This is a genomic window from Mobiluncus holmesii ATCC 35242, assembly GCF_000185445.1.
Taxonomy (GTDB): Bacteria; Actinomycetota; Actinomycetes; order Actinomycetales; family Actinomycetaceae; genus Mobiluncus; species Mobiluncus curtisii.
This window is the reverse complement of sequence record NZ_GL622346.1, coordinates 1886296-1906603: the sequence shown is the minus strand read 5'-3', so window position 1 is coordinate 1906603 and position 20308 is coordinate 1886296. Positions and strand designations below refer to the sequence as shown.

Genomic DNA, 20308 nt, shown 5'->3' with positions numbered 1-20308 from the left:
GCATATTATATTCCCCAAATAGGTGAACCACGTTAACTTCTTGTTACTATTAGGAAAGCGCTATCTCCGGACGTTGCGGGTTCTCCCATCTGGTATGGAAACTTCCCTCGCAATCTCGCCGACGATAGGTATGGGCCCCGAAAAAGTCCCTTTGAGCCTGTACCAGAGCCGTCGGCAGAGATGGGCAACGCAAGGAATCTAAGTATGCCAAGCCGGCGCTGAGAGCAGGCAAGGCTATCCCTGCCTTGATGGAGTCGCTGACTACGGCGCGCCACGCAGGCAGAGCATCCTTAATCACGGCGCTGATGGCTGGCTTCAGCAACAGCGGGGTGTCAAAATCACCATCCTGATACGTTTCCATAATGTCTTGCAGGAGCTGCGCCTGTATAATGCAGCCGGCGCGCCAAATACTCGCCAATTTAGCCAGGTCGACCGTCCAACCGTATTCCTTACAGGCGGTCCTGATTTGAGATAGCCCTTGGGAATACGCCACGATTTTCGCTCCATAGACGGCTTTTTCCAGATTATCCAGTAAGTCTGACCCACCAGGTGCCGTGTCAGGAACCCACTCTCCTAAGACCCCACGCGCCAAGTCACGATGAACCCTTTGCGAGGATACTGCCCGAGCAAAAGTAGCTGCCGCAATAATGGTCGAGCCAGCCCCAAGCGTCAACGCGTTTTGCACTGTCCACGAGCCAGTTCCCTTTTGACCTGCCTCATCACAAATAATGTCGATGAAAGGCTGGTTAGTTTTTGCATCAGTATGCTGCAAAATATCGGCAGATATTTCCAACAGATAGGAATGCAGCGGACCCTCATTCCATCGAGAAAACACCTCGCTGATTTCCTTAGGGCTCATTCCGTTTCGGTAGCGCAATAGCTGGTAAGCCTCACTGAGCAGCTCCATATCGGCATATTCAATCCCGTTATGGACCATTTTCACATAGTGTCCCGCCCCGCCGGGACCTACCCAGGTGCAGCAGGGCTCGCCCTGAAACTGAGCCGAAATAGATTCCAACAGGGGTCCGAGCCTCTCGTAAGCCTTTTGGGCACCGCCAGGCATGATGGCAGGACCGTTGAGAGCCCCGGATTCCCCACCGGAAATTCCGCAGCCGACAAAATGCAAGTCTCGCTGCGTAACCAACTTTTCCCGACGTTCGGTGTCAACATAGAAAGAGTTGCCCATGTCCACGATAATGTCTCCAGCGGAAAAAACTTCGCAGAGCATGTCGATAGCCTGGTCAGTTGGTTCTCCCGCTGGCACCAGCAAAATTGCTACCCGTGGGGTTGACATCGACTGGGCCAACTCCGCCGGGTCTTGGGCGGGGATAAAGTTTCCTTCCGCACTGTGCTCTTGCGCTACCTGAGCAGCCCGTCCGGGAGCAACGTCAAACAGGGCGACGGTGTGTCCGTGACGCGCGAAGTTACGCGCCAACGAACGACCCATCACGCCAGTTCCGATTACTGCCACATCTGCTTTCCCTGTCATTCGTGTTCACTCCTCGAACCACAAGTTGACTATCACCTTGCCGGACGCAGCACTGTCTTTGGCAGTGTGGAATGCCCGTTCAGCTTCGTCGGCGTTGAACTCGTGCGTAATGACGGATTCCAATTGCGGAGAATTAGCCAGGATTTCTAAAGCCTGATCGATTTCGTCCAGGAAACGGAACGTTCCCAAATAGGTGATTTCTTTGGAGGTCAACGGTGCCAAATTCACCGGTCCATCTATAGCGGGAACCATTCCCACCTGCACCACCGTGCCACGAGGACGGCAAATCTGGAAGGCTTGGGAAATGGCAGGGAACACGCCCGCGCATTCCAGAACCGCGTCGAAAGCTCCCGCCTCGGGTTCAGTCACAGTCGAGTTATATACTTGGTCAACTCCCAGAGCTTGAGCTCGCCGCAAAGGTGCGTCCTGCACGTCAATACAGCTAACTGTCGCCCCGAGGCTCTTTGCCGCACCAGCAGCCAGCAGCCCAATCGGACCCGCTCCAATCACTGCCACGTTTCGACCCTTCAAATCCTGCCAACCGGTAGCTGCCTGGAGCCGGTGCAGGGCATGTAAACCGACACACAAAGGCTCGGTAAGCACCCCGCGCTTGAGCGGCAAATTCGGCGGCAAAGCATGGATTTGGTCCAGCCGTAACAAGATGTACTCGCTCATACCTCCCTGAGTGTGCGGCCAAGTGGATGCCGAACCGAGATAGGCTCCCCCCGGCCACAGATGCGGTGAATCACTATAGGCAGCTTGGGGCTGACCAAAGGTGGCCGGATGAGGGGTAACCGGCGTTCCTGGCGCATAGGTCCCAGACGGATCCTCGGCGACGATGCCTACAATTTCATGACCCGGCACCAACGGTTCACGCAGTTTAAAGGCGCCGACCTGTCCATCGAAAAAGTAGTGCAAATCCGAGCCACAGATACCCGCCCATGCTACCCTCACGAGGACCTGACCCTCACCGGGTTTCGGGCGAGGTGCGCCACAAGATTCCATTTCTTCCTTGGCGTTGATACGCACTTGTTTCATCTCAGTCATCCGATTACCTCCCTGTGACATTCGACCGGTCTAGACCACGCTGGTCATTCCTCCATCGACTAAAATATTTTGTCCGGTAACAAAATTCGACGCCTCCGAGGACAGATATATGAGCGTCCCCATTAGCTCGTCGAACTTTCCCCAACGCCCGGCTGGAGTGCGGGCTTTCAGCCAAGCATCGAACTGCGGGTCTTGCCACAAGTCCGTGTTCATCTCGGTAGCGAAGTATCCGGGAGAGAGCGTATTGACTTGAATGTTGTAGCGCGATAAATCCGCAGCAAGCCCTTGGGCAAACATCGCGACACCACCTTTAGAGGCGCAGTATGGGGCAATGGTCTGTCGTGCCAGCCGTGACTGCACGGAACCGACCATGATGACCTTGCCGCTACCTCGCTCCACCATGCGCTGCGCTACGGGTTTGGTCACATAAAACACAGAAGAAAGGTTCGTGCTGATGACCGCGTCCCATTCTTCAGTAGGGAACTCGGTGATGGGGTGACGACGCTGGATGCCAGCGTTGTTGACCAGAATGTCTGGTGTGCCCTCACTGTCCATAAAGTCATTGAGGACCTGCTCGGCCTCCTGGGCATCAGTGACATCAAACACCAGGTGCCCGACCGGAACTCCCAGTGACTCAGATAACTGCTGGGCTGCTTGGGAAACTTTCGTGGCATCCCGACCCTGCAAAGTGACCCGCGCCCCAGCTTTTGCTAATCCAGTGGCCAGAGCCAGCCCTAGTCCCCGGTTGGACCCGGTGACCAGGGCGGCTCGACCAGAAATATCGAACCAATTACACATGATTTTCCTGACTCTGCTTTCTAGGCAAATATGAAGAGCAACGCCGCGATAGCGAAACCGATAACTGATTCGAGAAGCTGTTGCACGGTCCACACCTTCAGAGTGGTCTTTACATCCATGCCCGTTAATCGACCAACCAGCCAGAAACCAGAATCGTTGACGTGTGAAGCAAACACCGAACCAGCGGAGGCAGCCATAGTGATACAGACCACACCCCACGGCGAAAGCTGACCAGCGGATACTGCCTGTTCAACCGCCGGCGCCAACAGTGAAGCTGCCGTCACCAGCGCTACCGTGGCAGACCCTTGTGCCAGACGCAGAGCCACCGCAATTAGGTACGCAGCCAGCAAGAGCGGAATACCCAAATCATCCATAGATTTAGCCAGTGCGTCACCGATTCCCGAAGCCCGCAAAACCCCGCCGAACATGCCGCCAGCGCCGGTAATGAGCACCACCGAACAAATCGGTCCCAGCGCGGAATCAACCACCTTTTCGAGGACGGTTTTGTCTTTAGTGATCTTGCCACCGAGAACCGCAATCGAAACCAGAGTCGAGATTAGCAACGCAATGGGGGTATCGCCCAGAGTGATGAGGAACTTCACCCAGTCAGCGTCACCGCTGACAATCCCCACTTTAGTCAGTGTCGAGAACCCGGTGTTCATGAAAATCAACAGCACCGGGAGCAGCAGCAACGCGATGATTGTGCCCACCGAAGGGGGATTATCGGGAAGCTCATCATCCGAGACGTTCCCGAACACATGCGAAGCCTCAACCTGGACTCGCGGAGCGATGAATTTAGCCCACAGATAACCAGAGAGAATAAAAGTCGGAATAACGATGATGAAACCTTGCAGCATCACCAAACCCATGTTGGCATGGAAATACTCGGCTGCGGCAACAGGACCGGGGTGCGGCGGCAGGAATACGTGCATCACTGAGAAAGCGGCAGCCGTAGGAATCGCGTAGAGAATAATCGAACCCTTCAGGCGTTTCGCAACTGCGAACACAATCGGCAGCATCACAATCAAGCCCGCATCAAAGAAGATAGGAAAGCCCAGAATCAGGGACGCCACGCCCAAAGCTAGAGGGGCACGTTTCTCACCAAAGATATTTATCATGGCATCTGCCAGTACCTTTGCGCCTCCGGATTGCTCAACCATCTTGCCGAGCATGGCACCTAAGCCAACCAGCAACGCAACTGAGGCAAGAGTGCCTCCAAAGCCATCTTTCATCGCCCCCACGACTGAATCCAGGGGCAGACCGGTAGCGATAGCCGTGAGGAAACTGACCAATACCAAGGTCAGAAAAGCATGAAGCCTGAATACAATGACCAGGACCAAAATCAGGGCTATTGCAGCTACCGCTATGCCGAGCAACGGTAATGTCCCCATGGTTTGGGTCCAACCTTCTATCTCAAATGGTTGCATCTAAACTCTCCTTTGAACATAGAGCAAACTCTCACTTGTTATTGACCGCCGGACCACCCCATAATCCTCACGAAAGGCTCTGTTGGTAGGTGACTAGCAGCGGATATGTACCAAAAGTCTACTGTAAAGCGTGATGCTTTGGGTCGGAATAACTGCCCAGGTGCAGATAATGCGACTTTCCACCGCGTGCACTCACAGAGATCCTGCGGACAGACCCGCAATAAACAATATGGAACTAGGATGTTTTAAGATGCCCGACGGACTGGGGCTACTGACTCGACACGGAGAACACCATGAAAAACAACCTGCAAAAATTATTAGTAACCCCCACCTCTTTTGCCTCTGCCGAACTGAAGTTTGCCCGCAAACTCTTGGAAGAAAGTGGCTACGAAGTCACCTATAACCAGTCAGGCAAGCCACTTGACGCGGATCAGCTGGTCGAAGCCGCGCGAGATTGCGTGGGAGTTTTGGCAGGTTTGGACGATTTTTCAACGCCGGTCTTAAATCAGCTCCCTGACTTGCGAGTGATTTCTCGGTATGGCGTGGGGGTTGATCGGGTCGATTTGCGCACTGCGGGCGACAACGGAGTCATCGTAACCAACACTCCAGGCGCCAATTCCACCGCGGTCGCCGAGATGGCGTTGTCCAGCATGTTTATCCTGGCACGCCACGTCTCCCAGTTGAACGAAACAACACGGCAGGGACAATGGTTGCGGGTGGTAGGCACAGAGTTATCTCAAGCTACTTTGGGAATCGTGGGATACGGCTCCATCGGGCGGGCTCTGCGCCGTCTGGTCACGGGTCTGGAAATGAAAGTGCTGGTTTACGACCCGTTTTTCGACCCTGACACCGACCCGACGGTGCAAGGCGTGGAGCTGGCTGAACTGGTGCGTGAGAGCAATTTCATTTCGCTGCACCTGCCTCTCACGCCTGCGACCGAGCATTTATTTGATGACTCGATGTTTCGTCTCATGTCTCCCGGCACATTTTTGATTAATACTTCACGAGGGGGGATTATCGATGAGTCCGCCGCCGTCGTGGCCCTGGAAGCCGGTCAGCTCGCCGGTCTTGCTTTGGATGCCTACGAGCAGGAACCGCCCTCACCTGAACATGAGCTATTCCGCTTTTCGAATGTCATCGCGACTCCGCACAGTGGCGCGCAAACGGTGCAAAGTCGAATCCGCATGGCGAGGGGCGCAGTAGACAATCTCTTGCGGGCTTTAGCAGGAGAATCGGTAACTAATCTGGCTGCTGAGGCGGTTTCCTGAATCTGAACACCGCGCTAACGACTGCCGATATACTGAAATCAGCCGTGACCTTTAGGAGTGCGCGATGAATGTTTTAGTGATTGAATCATCGACCAGTTCAGCCAAAGCGATGATTTATGACACGGTCAAGAAAGATTTCACTGTCGAAAATTCTTTCTATCCGCCCATGGGTAACGATTTGACCCAGCATGATCCCATGGTGGTTTACGAAGCGAGCCTAGCGGTAGCCAAAAAACTCTTGCGCGGGAGGACCGACATCGACATCATCGTGCTTTCTGGGGTATGGCATTCCGTAGGATTGTTCAACTCCAATTTGGATCCGGTGACCCCCATCATGCAGTGGTCAAACACCAAGGCTTCTGATCAGGCTGAGGCTTTCCGCCGCAAACCCCAGCTGACCAGGGATTATTATAATCTCACCGGGGGCTATCCCAACGCCATCTATCCCTTTTTTAAGCTTGCTTTCCTTAAGGAAGAGGGATACAACATTTCTACCTACATCACCATGGGTCAAGCCACCTATAACTTCTACCGCTTGACCGGGAACATCAAAGTGTCTCGTTGTATGGCGTCCGGTTCCGGACTGGTTAATATCACCACGGGAGAATATGATCCGAAGCTGTTAGCGGTGATTAATCTCGAGCCTTCGCAGCTTCCGGAAATTGTCGATAACGACTATCACGCGCCACTTTCTGCCCAAGCTGCCGCCAGTTTGGGTTTGCCGGCAGGAATTCCTGTGGTTCCCGCTATGTCCGATGGGTCTCTAAATCAGCTTGGTTCGGGCGCCTTGCGTGAAGGGCAAATGACGCTGTCAGTGGGGACGTCCGGAGCTTTGCGAGTCACGTCTCCGCAACCACAATTCCACCCGGATATGTCTACCTGGTGCTACATCGGACCCAAGAGTTGGATTTCCGGGGCCGCAACGGCGGGTGCCTGCAACACGGTGGATTGGTTTAAAGGTTTATCGCTGCGCCCTACCACTTACGATGAACTCGAAGCGGGAATGGATTACGCTGCCGATACACCAATCTTTCTCCCCTTCATTTTTGGAGAACGTAATCCCGGCTGGGGAGATAAACGCAAGGGCGGTTTCGTGGGTATGACCTCGAAACACGATTTCAAGCAGACTTACCAAGCCGTGTTGGAAGGGGTGTTGTTTAACCTTAAACAGTGTTACGACGCCATAACCAAACTGAACGGAGAACCTGAGCGCATCCTCATCTCGGGGGGAATTCTCCACACCAACATCTGGTCCCAGTTGGCAGCTAACGTGTTTGGACACACCCTGACTCCCTGTCTGGTAAAACAAAACTCCATGATGGGAGCCGCCTTATGGGGGGCATACCTGCTGGATAGCACCCTCTCTTTGGAGGATTACGAGCCTCCAGTGGGTGAGGAAATCGTCCCACAGGAAGAATATGCGGAAATCATGGATCAGAAATATCAACGCTACCTGGAGGCTTACCGCGATAACGCCAATCGGTAACGCCTCCAGCTGGTTCGCACAGATTTCTAACTTTTGATATGTTCCCGACCTTGTATCGTATCGTGTACCCGTCCACTCGGATTCCCACAGCTGTAATCAAGGGCCCTGATGGAGGTCCGGTGACAGGGGATATAGTGAAGTAATGGAATTGGTCCTCCTGACTGCGGTAGTTTTACTGGGTACCTGCGTACAAGGCTTGGCTGGGATGGGTTTTGGCATGATTGCCGTCCCGGTTTTGGTGGTGGCAGCAGGTGCTCACTATGGAATCTTGTGGGGAAATATTTGCGGTGGCTTAGTTACGTTGCTGCTGTTCGTGACCGGTTTTCGGGATATTAACTGGTATCGTTTTCGCCTGTTGATGTTCAGCGCTCTGCCGGCGCTGTTCGCAACCGTCGTCACACTGCGGTTCGTACCGGATCGGACTTTCTCAATTTTTGTGGGAATCATCATGCTGGCCATGGTGTTCTTTTCCATTTTTGCGCCTCGTTTTCGGGCAATACCGGTATTTTCGGGGTCTCTGATTTTTGGTTTTCTGGGGGGCATGATGAGTGCCCTGGTAGCTCAATCTGGACCGGTTATGGCTGCTTACTCGCAAACTACCCGGTGGACACAGCGAGAATTTGCCGCTACCTTGCAGCCACTGTTCCTGTGTTTCAACGTCATTGTGGTCACCAGCAAAGTCTGGTTTGGTGGGCAAAACGCCGTGCTCACTTCCCTGCCCGCGCCCACGATTGCCGCTATCTTGGGGGCTATCCTGGTCGGCACCGTCGTTGCGAGGTGGCTGAAAAAATTCGTCAAACCCCAGTGGGCTCGTAACTTAGCGTTGGCGCTGGCAACATTTGGGGCTCTGCGGGTCATCATCAGCGTGTGCTTTCCCGGTCTGCCCTAATGTCACAAGACCGGTGTGGTCTCGTTCTCGGTTCTGCGGGTGCTCTACACTGTAGGCACAGAATCGTTCACCACGACAGCCTGTCAATCTATCCGCCTAGCACAAAGGAGTTCTGGTGAATTTAACTGAAAAAGAAAAAATGCTGAATCAGATGCTCTACAAAGCAGACCGAGACCCCACCCTTTGCCGTGAAAGGGATTATGCCAAAGACTTGTGCCTGGAATACAACCAAATTCGACCTTCTGACCACGACGCCCAACACCGCCTGATGCGGGAACTCTTGGGCAAAACCGGGCAACATTTCACCATAACCGCCCCGTTTTGGTGTGACTACGGCTACAACATAGAAATCGGGGAAAACTTTTACGCCAACCACAACACGGTGATGTTGGATTGTGCCCGAATTTGCTTCGGCGACAATGTGTTCATTGCTCCGAACTGCGGGTTTCACACAGCTGGTCACCCGATTGACTACGAGAGGCGTAACCAAGGTTTGGAGTACGGCCACAGCATTACCGTGGGTGACAACGTGTGGATTGGAGCCGCTGTACAGGTTCTGCCAGGGGTGAGCATTGGCAGCAACGTGGTCATCGGTTCGGGCAGTATCGTCGTTAAAGATATCCCCGATAACTGCGTAGCCCTCGGTAACCCCTGCCGAGTATTGCGGGAAATCACCGATGCCGACAAACTGACTTCTTGGAATCGCTTTGAATAAAGCCAGATTTCTCTACATTTTTTGCCCGGAGAATGCCGATTTGGGGAATCGCGCAGGTTGGGGCTAAACTTAATGACCGAAGCGCTCGTAGCTCAATGGATAGAGCATCTGACTACGGATCAGAAGGTTGGGGGTTCGAGTCCCTTCGGGCGCGCTGTTCCCCGGAATCCGCTGCGATCCAGCGGACCGGGGAAGACTCATTTAACGCCCTCGATTAGTGCCGGAGACCTCGGGCTGACAGGCTGACCTGCCATCCATCAGCCCTAGACGGACGATATTGCGGGGACTACCACAAAATCCGATAAGGTATAAGGCGATGAAAACAAGCGAGCCGATGATTACCCTGAGCGGGGTTAGTAAAATTTATAATGTGAAGTCCGCTGCGGACGGAACCGTTCATGCCCTGGACAACATTGACTTGACCATAGGCAAAGGTTCCATTCACGGCATCGTCGGACAATCCGGTGCCGGCAAATCCACCTTAATTCGTTGCTTGACTGCGTTGGAAAAGCCCACCACGGGTTCCATTACTCTTGACGGTCAAGAAATGACCGCCTTGAGCGAGGCGGAATTGCGTCAAGCACGACGCAAGATTGGGATGGTGTTCCAGGCTGCGAACCTGCTGGATTCACGCACGGCGGCGGGAAATGTCGCCTATCCTCTCTACCTATCTGGTGTACCCCACGGCAAACGCAAGGAAAAAGTCATGGAGCTGCTGCGCTTGGTAGGTCTGGAGGAACGCGCCTCGTCCTATCCCTCCCAGCTTTCCGGAGGTCAAAAGCAGCGGGTCGGCATTGCTCGGGGTCTGGCTACCAGTCCTCAGGTTCTGTTATGTGATGAACCAACTTCGGCGCTAGATCAAGAAACCACCAGTCAGGTCCTGCATCTGATTCGTGACCTTTCCGAAAGTTTGGGGGTCACCGTGGTGATTATTACGCACGAGATGGCGGTGGTGCGCGAAATTTGTGATTCCGTCACCCTGCTGGAACATGGCAAGATTATCCAAACCGGCACAGTTGAGGACATCTTAACCGAGCCAGAAAGCCGTTTAGCGCTTGACTTGGTTCCCCGGCCGCAAGTTAAGAGCAAGCCGGTGCTGAACGGTAAACCGGCGACGCTGGTGGACATTGCCTTCAACTCCAATCCGGGCAAGCCTACCGGGTCCGCCGTGATGTCCATGGTTGCTGCAGCGGGGGCGGATATTGCCGCTGGAACGTTTGAAACTGTAGGAAACACCCAGGTCGGACGGTTAGCTTTAGCGGTTTCGGCGGAAAATATGAATGGTCTGATTGCAGCAATGCGAGCCAAGGGTGTGTATGCGAACGTCAGACCGGGAGATGCTTTGAACTCGGAGGAGGAAATCTAAAATGCTGGAACTCCTGCCCACCCTGCTGCCCTACAACGTTGATTTAGTAAACCAGGTTAACTTAGTCGTGGCGTCAGCACAGTCTATCGTTCCTGCCGGACCTGGGGATCCAACTTGGTTTGACAACCCCGCAATCACACGAGAGATGCTTCCTGCCACCTTGGAGACCCTGGCGATGACAGTCGTATCGTCTCTGTTTACAGTGCTATTTGGTCTGCCAGTGGGGCTGTTCCTGGTTTCTACTGCGAAAACCGGTTTGACCCCCAATGCCACAGTGAATCGGATTTTGGGATTCATCGTGAACCTGGGACGCTCCCTGCCGTTCTTAATTTTGGCAGTGTTCATTCTCCCGTTTACGCGCCTGGTGGTAGGAACCACCATCGGCTGGCAACCTGCCTGTGTCCCGCTAATTGTCGGTGCCACGCCTTTCTTTGCTCGCCTGGTTGAATCCAACATCATGGGTGTGGATGCCGGCAAGATTGAAGCCGCCCAAATGATGGGTGCCAGCCGCCGCCAAATCATGTGGGGCGTACAGGTCCGCGAAGCACTTCCCGCCTTGATTCAATCCACGACCGTGCTGGTCATCACCATCATCGGCTATTCCGCGATTACCGGGGCTTTTGGTGGGGGAGGCTTGGGCTCTCTGGCAATTAATTATGGCTACTCGCGTTACCAAGCCGATACTCTGCTGGTTTCGCTCATCGTTATCGGCGTTATCGTCATTGTTTTGCAGGCCATTGGAGACTTCTTTACCAGGGTCGTGGATCACCGCTAAAAATTCCTGGTCCCATGGTTCAATAACGAATTACACGGGTTCTGCCATTAGAATTACCCCAGACTGTCTTAACTGTTGGCGTCCCTGAGGAAGGAGGGGGTTTTGGAGTTCTTTGACCGCATGAAATCCAAACTGCAACGTTCCGGTACGGACAAACCTATAGACGTGACTCAGGCCATCCGCCAAGCCATGGATCGAGGCGCTACCCCGATGTCTCGCGAACGCACAGTGGCACCTAATTATTTTGAGATTTCCCTCACTCCAGAGACTGATGCCGCCTTTGAACAGTGGGGTAAAGAAGCCTTGTTGCAAGAATTTGTGCGCGATGCCAACGCTTACGCCACCGAGCAGAATTACTCTTTAACCGGTTCGGTGTATGTCGAATTTACCCCGCTGAATCCGGAACAGCGTCGCTTGGAAGTCAGGGCTCGTTCCGTCTCCGGGGCACGTCCAGTCTCCGGCATAGAACCAGGAACTCCAGCTCAGTCAGCAGTACCACCCTCCTCTGCCAATCTCGAGCCGCGCCCCGCACCAACGCAAGCTCCCGCCAGAGAGGACTTGGCGTGGAAACCACTGGAATCCGCTGCTGCTGCCCCAGCACACCTCGGTGGCACAACCAATCCTGCGGAATCCGAACTTCTGGCGAAGCATGAGCAAAAGCCGTTGTTGGAAGTAGTAGGGGGACAAACCTACCTGCTGGTGGGAGAACGTACCGTGGTGGGACGGGGACACAATGTGGACATCACATTGAACGATTCTGGAGTGTCCCATCAACATTTTGAAATCGTTCAGGTCGGCACTAACTACGTGCTACGCGATTTGGGCTCCACGAACGGAACTTTTGTAGAGGGCAACCGCGTCAACGAAGCAACTCTCTTGGATCGCAACGTAGTGACGGCAGGTCGGGTCAAAATGATTTTCTGGCGCCAAGCCGCCTCACCGCGAGAATCGTGAGACTAGGGGCGAGCCGTTGAATGAACTGAGTTTTTCTTTACTGCGCCTGGGATACTTGGCTTTGCTGTGGCTCTTGGTGGGTGGTTCTATCCTGGTTTTGAGTCGTGACATCTACGGTACAGTGGTCACGCGTCGCGACCAGGCCAAATCCTCGAGGTCCGCAAAAGGTCGTAAACCAAGGAAACGTGATGCCGCTGTCTCGACGCTTTTGGTCACCGAAGGTCCTTTGACCGGGTCTTCCTTGCAGCTCACCGATAGACCGGTCATCGTGGGACGCGCCCCCACTTCGACTTTGGTGCTGGATGACGACTACGCTTCGGCACAACACGCTCGGATTTATCCGCAAGACGGTCAGTGGTTTGTAGAGGATTTGGGCTCCACCAACGGAACTGTTGTAGGAGGAGTACGGATTACATCTCCCACCCCGCTCAGCGCACACACTCCGGTTCGCTTCGGACAAACCATAGTGGAGCTGCGCTGATGTCCATCCAATTGCGGTATGCAGCCCGTTCACACGTCGGTTTGGTTCGGAAAAACAACCAGGATTCCGGCTATGCCGGACCGCATCTGTTGGTGCTGGCTGACGGAATGGGCGGTCCCGCCGGAGGTGACATTGCCTCCTCGGTGGCAGTGGCGCATTTGGCACCGCTGGATGCTGATTCCCACGCTGCTGATGACTTGTTGAATTTGCTGCGTGATGCCATTGGAGAGGCTCACCGAGATTTGGTGGAACTGTCTGGCAGTCACGAAGAATTACAGGGACTGGGCACCACTTGTGTGGCAATTTTGCGTTCGGGCAACAAGATGGCAATGGTTCACGTGGGTGACTCTCGAGCCTATCTGTTGCGGGATGGCGAGTTGACCCAGGTGACGAAAGATCATTCTTTTGTACAGTACCTGGTGGAATCGGGTGAGCTGACGCCGGAAGAGGCGGCACATCACCCGAAACGTTCCGTTTTGTTGCGGGTGTTGGGGGATTCAGAAGGTGACGTGACTCTGGATGAGTCCGTGCGTGCAGCAGTGGTGGGGGATCGCTGGTTGCTGTGTTCAGACGGGCTGAGCGGGGTCGTTTCCGCAGAAACTATCTCTACCGTTCTCGCGGAAGGAGATACACCCGAAAGCTGCTGCGAAGATCTGGTCGGTTTGGCGCTCAAAAGCGGCGCTCCGGACAATGTGACCTGCGTGATTGCCGACGTGGTAGATTCTGATGAGGAACTGACTGCCACCGCCCCACAAATCGTCGGAGCAGCCTCAATTCGCCCTGCCGGAGCCAGTATCAGTGAAGCCACTCCCGCCGAGAAAGCCGCGATGCTACGCCGGGGGAAGCCTTTGGAACAGGATGAATTTGCTACTCGCACCCCGAAGGATCCCCGCAAGATGACCCGGCGGGGCTGGTTCATCGGCATATTTTTGACGCTGGTGATTCTGGCAGGTTTGGGGTTCGGGGCTTGGTTTTCCTATGGCTGGACTCAGACACAATACTTCCTCGGTGTAAATCAGGGCGAAGTAACCCTGTTTAGGGGGATTAATCAGTCCATCGGTACGTGGGATTTGTATCACCCTGTCGAAGGTCTGGGAGTACGCAATTCCGATTTGGCACCGGTCGTCCAGCAGCGCCTGGAAAAGAGCATTTCCCTGCGTAGTCGTGAGGAAGCCCGTGCGCTAATCGCGTCTTGGCGAGACACCGGCATGATTAAGAGAACGAAAAAGCCCACACCGAAACTTGTGAACCCGAACCCGACAACGCCACCAACAGAGACAACCACGTCAACAGACGATGACGGAAATACTGCTGGAGGTAACCAGTAATGGCTACCATTGTGCAGTATCCTGCCAGATCCGGACGTCGCTCTGAGCTGGTCTTGCTCATCCTGGCAATCGCGATTGGAGTCGGAGGCTACCTCTCAATCATGGTCTCCCACCCGGAAGCTCCCCAGGTGTGGTACTGGTATTGCGCCGCCATCGCCGGGGGAGGAATCGTAGCGCATGTGGCGATACGTTTTTTGGCGCCCTACGCTGACCCGGTCATCATGCCGGTAGCTTTAGCGATAAACGGAATTGGTCTGGCAATGATTTCCCGCCTGGACCTGTACTATCAGCACCGCGCAGACACCACCGGTTCCAACGCGGTCCGCAACGCTATGCTGACCCAGGTAAACAACGAACGCCAGGTCGTTTTCATGATTGGTTCCCTCGTGGTGGTCATTCTGACCCTGCTGGCTTTCAGGGATCATCGCAGCCTGCGAAAATTCGCCTGGCCGGCGTTGATTGTCGCCGTTTTACTGATGCTTTCCACCAAGATTCCGGGACTGGGTCAAACCGTCAACGGTGCCGATATTTCCCTACGAATTTTGGGACTCACGCTTCAGCCCAACGAATTTGCCAAGATTTTGCTAGCAATTTTCTTTGCCGGCTATCTGGAATATCGTCGGGATTCCCTGGCTATTGCCGGAAAAAAGGTCGGGTTCCTGCAACTGCCTCGGTGGCGTGACCTGTTGCCGATTCTGGTGGTGTGGGCAGCGGTAATGGGTCTCTTGGTGCTGCAAAAGGACCTGGGGGTAGCGCTGCTGCTGTTCGCCATCTTTGTCGCCGTACTTTATGTCGCTACGGATAGACCCTCCTGGATCATTTTTGGTGGCGTGTTGATGATACCGATGGCAGTCATGGCTTACCTGTCCTTCACTCACGTGCAAGAACGGGTGACAAACTGGCTACACGCCCTGGATCCGAATGTCGCCAGCCCGGACCGGATTGGCGGTTCGTGGCAGCTGGTCAATGCCCTGTTCGGCATGGCTTACGGTGGTTTGACCGGGACCGGTTGGGGTTTGGGCAGACCTGGTCAAACCCCCTTGGCGAATTCGGATTTCATTGTGTCCTCTATCGCCGAAGAAATCGGACTGACCGGCATGTTGGCAGTGATGTTGCTGTACCTGATCCTGGTGCTGCGCGGATTGCGCGCTGCAATGGGGGTACGTGACGGTTTTGGGAAACTGCTGGCCACCGCTCTAGCTTTCGGCATTGGAGCACAGCTGTTTATCGTGGCAGGAGGCGTGACCCGACTGATTCCCTCCACCGGTCTGACCGCCCCGTTCCTCGCTGCAGGAGGCGTTTCTTGTGTCGCCAACTGGTTAGCGGTGGCTCTGCTGCTGCGCATTTCTGATTCGGCACGTCGACCAGTTCCTTCCAATGGAGCTAATGGTTTTAGGTTGACGTCCGGGGGATCAGCCGGCGATGCCGGGGAACCCCTTGATTACGCCGCCACTGAAAGGGTGGTGATGCCCCAATGAACGCACAGATTCGCCGTTTAGCGGTTGCTTTGATTGTCATGATTGTGGCTTTGATGGGGGCATTAACGTACCAGCAGTTCATCTTCGCTCCGACCTTGAACGCAGACCCCCTGAACCGTCGGGTTACCGACGCCTACTGGAACCAGGAGCGGGGCAAAATCGTGACCGGCGACGGCGCCCTGGTACTGGCTCAGTCGCTGCCCGTCGGTTCTCCGCCGGACGTGACCTACACCCGAAATTATCCCCAGGGTGCAAAATATGCCCACATTACCGGATATTTCCCAGCAGCAATTCGTGGTCAAATGACGGATTTGGAAAAGGTCACTGAACCGGTTTTGTCAGGCAAAGCGGATTCCCAATGGATGCAACGCTTACAAGACCTGTTTACCGGTGCTCAGCCACAGGCTGGAAATGTCTCCCTAACCCTCAAACCCGCGGTCCAAGACGCGATGGTAACGGCGCTATCCGGAAAGACCGGTGCCGCAGTGGCGTTGAACCCAAAAACGGGAGAAATCCTGGGAATGGCATCTTCCCCCGCTTTTGATCCCAATGCTTTGAGCGGTACTGACGGCACCGCGCTGCAAAATACGTATAACGCCTTGCTCGCCGACCCCCAAAAACCCCTGTTAAATCGCGCGATTAGCGAACTTTATCCTCCGGGTTCGACATTCAAGATTGTGACTGCCGCTGCTCTGATGTCTCATGGCGCAGTAGATGCGGACACGGTGGTGGACGCTCCCGATACGCTGGATTTACCGGGTACCAATGTCAAGCTCACCAACTATGCCGGTGAGTCTTGCGGAAATGGGAAAGTACCCTTCCGAAAAGCCTTTGCGATGTCCTGTAACACCCCGTTTGCGGCATTGGGAATGCAGTTGGGCGGACAGCCCTTGCAGGCACAAGCCAAAGCCTTTGGTTTCGGCACCGTCCCGAACGTGCCTCTGACCGGGGTAGCTTCCCAATTTCCGCCCCCGGACGCGCCATCTTTCCTGGCGAACGCCGCGATTGGTCAGCAGTCCGTGCGGGTGACTCCCCTGCAGATGGCAATGGTGGCGAGCGCGGTCGCCAATGACGGAAAAATCATGACGCCCTACCTAATTAATCAGGAAATGTCCTCCGATTTCCAGGTCCTCAAGCAGTACACTCCACAGGAATTCAGTCGGGCAATGTCACCGGAAATTGCCGCCAGCATCCGCCAGATGATGGTTGACGTGGTGCAATCCGGAACCGGCAAAGCTGCCAGCATTCCCGGACTTGACGTGGCGGGTAAGACCGGAACTGCCGAAACGGGAGTAGGGCGTGGTCTGGATCATTGGTTTGTGGGGTTTGCCCCGGCACAAGACCCGCGCATCGCCGTAGCGGTTGTGGTGGAGGACCCGCAGGGCGTGCGCGGTACCGGTGGAACCGTAGCAGCACCGCTGGCGCGCAGTATTTTGCAGGCAGGAGTGAGCCAATGATTGGGGCAAATACGGTGCTCAACGACCGTTATCGCCTGGTGTCCATCCTGGCAACCGGCGGAATGGGGGTGATTTGGCGCGGTTGGGACAAGCGCAGCCAAAACGTCGTTGCGGTCAAGGTGTTAAAGGAGGAACTCATCGGACAGGAGACCTTCCTGGCACGTTTACGCGCCGAAGCCACCAATGCTGCCCGATTGCATCACCCCAACCTTGCCGCCGTTTTTGATTGGGGAGAAACTGACGGTCAGGGCTGGATTGTGATGGAGCTGGTGGAGGGTCGTCCCCTGTCAGATATTTTGGCAGGCGGTCAAATTCTGTCTTGGGAACAGCTCGCCCCCATCCTCATCCAAATTGCTCACGGTCTAGAGGCTTCTCACGAGGGACACGTCATCCACCGCGATGTGAAGCCTTCAAATATCTTGGTTTCTGACAAGGGAGTAGCGAAACTGACGGACTTCGGAATTTCGTTGGCACCGCGTGCTGAGGCCCTGACCGCGGCCGGGATGGTGATGGGTACCGCCCAGTACCTGCCTCCCGAACAGGCGATGGGGGAAACCGCGACTGCCTCGGGCGATATTTATGCGCTGGGGGTCATTGCCTACGAAGCCTTGGCTGGAAAACGCCCGTTCACTGGTCCCACTCAGGTCGACATCGCGATGTCACACGTGAAAGACCCGGTTCCTCCCCTTCCGGATTCTGTAAACTCCCAAGTGGCAGCGTTGATTTACCAGATGTTAGAGAAAGACCCACGGCTGCGCCCCCAATCGGCGAAACAGCTGGCTGAGTCGATTCAGGCGCTCTGGCACGGCACGGTGCCGCTGTCGTTTACCCCGCGCATGAGTTTTTCACGCAACCTGGCAGATGCTCCCCCGACCGCCCAGATGCCCGTGGCGCCGGTCGACAACACCCCGGAAGATACCTCGTCAGACTCTCAGCCCACGGACAGACCCGCCGAATCGGTCCACCCCGCGGAATCTGTGGCGTCAGTCTCCGCGCGTAAACCGGTGGTGTCCCCTGCCGCCATAACGCCCGCAAAATCAACTATGGCACCGGTCGATCCGAAGCTAACAGACCAGGCACCGCAGTCCCCTCGTGCGGTCCCAAATAAACCCCATGCGACCCCCGCGGCAGCCCCGCGCCAGGCTCCATCCAACTCGCCTGCCCCGGAGACGTCCGCACCGCCCTTGCGACCCGCTTTTCATCTCGTAAAACCGGGACAACCGGCAGCCATTCCGGTGGGTTCTCAGGTGATTCCTCCCGAACGTCACGAGGAAATGATGCGTTACCTGGAAGCCAAACCACTGCCCCAACCGCAGACGGGATCGAAACAAAAACTTATTGTTGCATTAGTCATCACCGCGGTGGTGTTGATAGCGTTGATTTTTGGGCTGGCAACTACCCTGCGTACCGGGGCCTCAACCGGTAACCTTGAATCGGGTTTGACCGTGACTGCGGTCGGAGCCCCAGCCAGCTCGCCAGTGGAGGAGGAAAACCTTGAGTCAGTCTGACCGGATTATCGGCGGGCGCTACGTAATTAACCAGCTCATCGGACGCGGCGGTATGGCGGAGGTCCATATCGGCAATGACACGCGCCTGAACCGGATTGTAGCGATTAAGATTTTGCGTCAAGATTTGGCGCGCGACCCTGTCTTTCAGGCACGTTTCCGTCGCGAAGCCCAGTCGGCGGCGAACCTGAACCATCCCTCTATCGTGGCTGTCTATGACACGGGTGAAGAAACTATCACCGCTTCAGATGGCGTAGAGATTAAAGTGCCCTACATCGTCATGGAGTACGTGGAAGGTCACACGGTGCGAGAGCTGCTGACGGACGGGAACCCGGTTCCGTTGGAAGAAGCGGTCGAAATCGTGTCCGGGGTCTTGGACGCGCTGGAATATGCTCACCATCAAAACCTGGTGCACCGCGATATTAAGCCCGGCAACGTGATGATTACCACGACCGGAAAGATTAAGGTGATGGACTTTGGGATTGCTCGTGCCTTGTCCGACTCCCAAGCCACCATGACGCAAACCGATGCGGTGGTGGGAACCGCTCAATATCTTTCTCCCGAACAGGCTCGTGGCGAGCAGGTTGATGCCCGTTCCGACCTGTATTCCGCGGGGTGTTTGCTGTTTGAGCTGCTGACTGGTCAGCCCCCGTTTAAAGGTGATTCAGCTGTGGCGGTTGCGTTCCAGCATGTTTCCCAGCTGCCGCCGCTGCCCTCCTCGATTGCCCCGGACATTCCTGAGTCTCTGGACCGCGTGGTGATGAAAGCGTTGGCAAAAAATCGTGAAGATCGTTATCCCGACGCGGCTCATATGCGTGCTGACCTGCAGGCTTCTCTGCACGGCGGAAATGTGGCGGCTCCCGCTACCGCAACTTGGACGGCTCCGTTGGCAGGTGATGCCACCGGCGCGACCACTGTCTTGCCGCCCGTAAATCAGGGCTATGCGGGCTATGGTGCCCCTCGGACCAGCGCCATGGCTCCTGCGGGACAAAACCAGCCCACCCAAACTTTGGACGCCACCGACCCGACCCAGGATAAACGCGCTAAGTCCCGCAAGAAAGCACTGATTATTGTCATCGTGCTGCTGGCGATTTTGGCAGCTCTAGGTCTCGGATATTGGCTGGTTTTCAACCAAGACAAGCCCACCGACGAAATGGTAGAGATTCCCTCGTTGGACGGCATGAATCAGGAAGAAGCCTCTGCTGCGATTACCGATGCGGGACTGGTGTTCCGGTTGGGGCGCGGGGTCAGTTCCGAGGATATTCCAGAAGGTATTTTTGTTAAATCCGATCCGGCAGTGGGGACGAAAGTTGCTAAAGGTTCCAAGGTGTTTGTCTCGCTGTCTACCGGTCCTGGTGATGCAAGTGTGCCCTCTCTAGCAGGGCTGACTCAGGAACAGGCGAGGAAGGCTTTGGAGGCCGAAGGCTTGGAGATTGGCAACATTACGACCGTTGATTCCGGCACGGTAGATAAAGACAAAGTCATTAAATCCAACCCTGCCGAGGGCGAAGCGGTTAAGCAAGGTGACTCGGTTGACCTGGAAGTGGCCTCCGGTAACTTCCGGATTCCCCAAGACCTCGTGGGGGGTACCAAGGATGCTCTGCAAAAGTTTGCGGACGCGAACCGGGTGCGTTTGACGATTACCGAAAAGGAAGATTCTACAGTTGAGCCGGGTACCGTATTGTCTTTGGACAAGGCCGGTCAGTTGGTCGGGTTGGATACGTCCATGACCGCGGTGGTAGCGATTGCTCCGAAGGAACCCACGCCCAAGCCCGAAGCTCCGACTGATACTCCCAGCACTCCTGCGGAACCTTCCCGCGCTCCGGAAACACCCGCCACGTAATG

The 20308-nt window shown here is 55.2% G+C and carries 17 protein-coding genes and 1 tRNA gene; 14 read left to right on the top strand and 4 right to left on the bottom strand.

Annotated elements, in window-relative coordinates; translation table 11 throughout:
* Positions 1–49: 49 nt before the first annotated feature.
* The 4 genes from gndA to HMPREF0576_RS08120 are packed head-to-tail and all read right to left on the bottom strand — an operon-like array spanning position 50 to position 4761.
* Positions 50–1489 (bottom strand): NADP-dependent phosphogluconate dehydrogenase, encoded by a 1440-nt coding sequence (gene gndA / locus HMPREF0576_RS08135; RefSeq protein ID WP_004011444.1) that lies wholly within the window; start codon positions 1487–1489, stop codon positions 50–52.
* 6 nt (positions 1490–1495) lie between these two features.
* Positions 1496–2536 carry a zinc-binding dehydrogenase gene (locus HMPREF0576_RS08130; RefSeq protein WP_004011443.1) on the bottom strand — a complete coding sequence of 347 codons (1041 nt, stop codon included), beginning with the start codon at positions 2534–2536 and terminating at the stop codon, positions 1496–1498.
* A 30-nt stretch (positions 2537–2566) separates the two neighbouring features.
* Complete coding sequence (locus HMPREF0576_RS08125) at positions 2567–3334, bottom strand: SDR family oxidoreductase (protein ID WP_004007865.1); 768 nt, start codon at positions 3332–3334, stop codon at positions 2567–2569.
* Positions 3335–3354: 20 nt separating this feature from the next.
* A complete protein-coding gene (locus HMPREF0576_RS08120; protein ID WP_004007864.1) occupies positions 3355–4761 on the bottom strand; it encodes a GntP family permease in 1407 nt (468 codons plus the stop codon).
* Positions 4762–5054: 293 nt separating this feature from the next.
* Here HMPREF0576_RS08120 and HMPREF0576_RS08115 point away from each other — a divergent pair, with 293 nt between their 5' ends.
* From HMPREF0576_RS08115 to pknB, 14 genes are all read left to right on the top strand, one after another.
* Positions 5055–6029: a phosphoglycerate dehydrogenase gene (locus HMPREF0576_RS08115; protein WP_004011441.1), complete on the top strand. Its 975-nt coding sequence runs from the start codon at positions 5055–5057 to the stop codon at positions 6027–6029.
* A 64-nt stretch (positions 6030–6093) separates the two neighbouring features.
* Positions 6094–7515: a gluconokinase gene (locus HMPREF0576_RS08110; protein ID WP_004011440.1), complete on the top strand. Its 1422-nt coding sequence runs from the start codon at positions 6094–6096 to the stop codon at positions 7513–7515.
* A 142-nt stretch (positions 7516–7657) separates the two neighbouring features.
* Positions 7658–8404 carry a sulfite exporter TauE/SafE family protein gene (locus HMPREF0576_RS08105; RefSeq protein ID WP_004007861.1) on the top strand — a complete coding sequence of 249 codons (747 nt, stop codon included), beginning with the start codon at positions 7658–7660 and terminating at the stop codon, positions 8402–8404.
* Between the two features lie 115 nt (positions 8405–8519).
* Positions 8520–9119, top strand: coding sequence for a sugar O-acetyltransferase (locus HMPREF0576_RS08100; RefSeq protein WP_004011439.1), 600 nt, complete (start codon positions 8520–8522; stop codon positions 9117–9119).
* Positions 9120–9200: 81 nt separating this feature from the next.
* A tRNA-Arg gene (locus tag HMPREF0576_RS08095) sits at positions 9201–9273 on the top strand.
* A gap of 162 nt (positions 9274–9435) precedes the next feature.
* A complete protein-coding gene (locus HMPREF0576_RS08090; RefSeq protein ID WP_004008628.1) occupies positions 9436–10485 on the top strand; it encodes a methionine ABC transporter ATP-binding protein in 1050 nt (349 codons plus the stop codon).
* 1 nt (position 10486) lies between these two features.
* Positions 10487–11260 carry a methionine ABC transporter permease gene (locus HMPREF0576_RS08085; protein WP_004008629.1) on the top strand — a complete coding sequence of 258 codons (774 nt, stop codon included), beginning with the start codon at positions 10487–10489 and terminating at the stop codon, positions 11258–11260.
* Positions 11261–11362: 102 nt separating this feature from the next.
* Positions 11363–12214 (top strand): FhaA domain-containing protein, encoded by an 852-nt coding sequence (locus HMPREF0576_RS08080; protein ID WP_036324414.1) that lies wholly within the window; start codon positions 11363–11365, stop codon positions 12212–12214.
* A gap of 16 nt (positions 12215–12230) precedes the next feature.
* Positions 12231–12695: an FHA domain-containing protein FhaB/FipA gene (locus HMPREF0576_RS08075; protein WP_004008631.1), complete on the top strand. Its 465-nt coding sequence runs from the start codon at positions 12231–12233 to the stop codon at positions 12693–12695.
* Positions 12695–14023: a PP2C family protein-serine/threonine phosphatase gene (locus tag HMPREF0576_RS08070; RefSeq protein WP_004011437.1), complete on the top strand. Its 1329-nt coding sequence runs from the start codon at positions 12695–12697 to the stop codon at positions 14021–14023. Before HMPREF0576_RS08075 ends, HMPREF0576_RS08070 begins: the two co-directional genes overlap by 1 nt.
* Positions 14023–15501: an FtsW/RodA/SpoVE family cell cycle protein gene (locus HMPREF0576_RS08065; protein WP_004008633.1), complete on the top strand. Its 1479-nt coding sequence runs from the start codon at positions 14023–14025 to the stop codon at positions 15499–15501. The genes HMPREF0576_RS08070 and HMPREF0576_RS08065 overlap by 1 nt, the downstream gene beginning before the upstream one ends.
* A complete protein-coding gene (locus HMPREF0576_RS08060; RefSeq protein WP_004011436.1) occupies positions 15498–16958 on the top strand; it encodes a peptidoglycan D,D-transpeptidase FtsI family protein in 1461 nt (486 codons plus the stop codon). The genes HMPREF0576_RS08065 and HMPREF0576_RS08060 overlap by 4 nt, the downstream gene beginning before the upstream one ends.
* Entirely contained in the window at positions 16955–18466 is a 1512-nt protein-coding gene (locus tag HMPREF0576_RS08055) for a serine/threonine protein kinase (protein ID WP_004011435.1), read from the top strand. The genes HMPREF0576_RS08060 and HMPREF0576_RS08055 overlap by 4 nt, the downstream gene beginning before the upstream one ends.
* On the top strand, positions 18453–20306 hold the full coding sequence (pknB, locus tag HMPREF0576_RS08050) for a Stk1 family PASTA domain-containing Ser/Thr kinase (protein ID WP_004008636.1): 1854 nt from the start codon (positions 18453–18455) through the stop codon (positions 20304–20306). The genes HMPREF0576_RS08055 and pknB overlap by 14 nt, the downstream gene beginning before the upstream one ends.
* The last annotated feature ends 2 nt before the right edge of the window (positions 20307–20308 follow it).